Annotated in this window: 2 pseudogenes; one reads left to right on the top strand and one right to left on the bottom strand. The window is 58.2% G+C overall.

Features of this window, described 5'->3' with window-relative positions:
• A pseudogene (locus tag A3730_RS04960) lies at positions 1-365 on the top strand (sulfatase); the annotation flags it as partial.
• A 93-nt stretch (positions 366-458) separates the two neighbouring features.
• On the opposite strand, the pseudogene A3730_RS31065 reads toward A3730_RS04960, so the two are convergent.
• Positions 459-739 (bottom strand): annotated as a pseudogene (locus A3730_RS31065) (SDR family NAD(P)-dependent oxidoreductase); the annotation flags it as partial.

Genomic DNA, 739 nt, shown 5'->3' with positions numbered 1-739 from the left:
TGGGGCTAACCGATGTGATGCCAACCATCGCTGGCATGCTGGGGCTGACCTACCGCAACACAACTCTGGGCCGTGACATTCAAAGCCCGGCGCCGGAAGGCGATCGCGTTAACTTTGTGGTGATGCAGGAAGGTCCACGCCCCGTATATGGCGCGCTGACCAAGGATTACTTCGTGCGCATGAACCACGACGGCAGCAATGCCACCCTCCACGACCTGCACAGCGACGACCCGGAAACCGACCGCGCCGAACAACACCCGGAAGTGTTTGAGAAACTGTACGAGCTGGCCCGCGGACAATACGAAACCGCGCGCTACCTGTTCTACGACAACGTGGACAACAAAGACGACAAGGCGCAGCAATAAGCATTGAAGCAACGCTTGATTTCTGACGCCACAAGCTCGACAACAGCAGGTGCCCCCCGCGCCTGCTGTTGTCAGCGTCAGAGACTGTTTTTTCTAGTCATGCCGGCCCATCACCAACCCCGCTAGCCGGGTGACCCAAACTCCGGGCAAGAATCGTGTTACCGCGACCATCAGCTTATACAGGGCACCGGGTACCACCACCGCTTTCCCCGCCATTAGTCCCTGCAATCCTGCAGCAGCTACCCGATCCGCTGGCATCATCGCCTTTTCCAGATCCGGATCCATTTTTTCACGGGCCAGAGAAGAAAATTCGGTACGCGTGCCACCCGGACACAGTGCCGTCACCACCACACCAAACGGTTTCAGCTCTTCGT

It is taken from the genome of Alcanivorax sp. HI0044 (assembly GCF_001634945.1).
The sequence above is the reverse complement of the archived record's forward strand: the minus strand, read 5'-3'. Positions and strand labels throughout refer to the sequence as shown.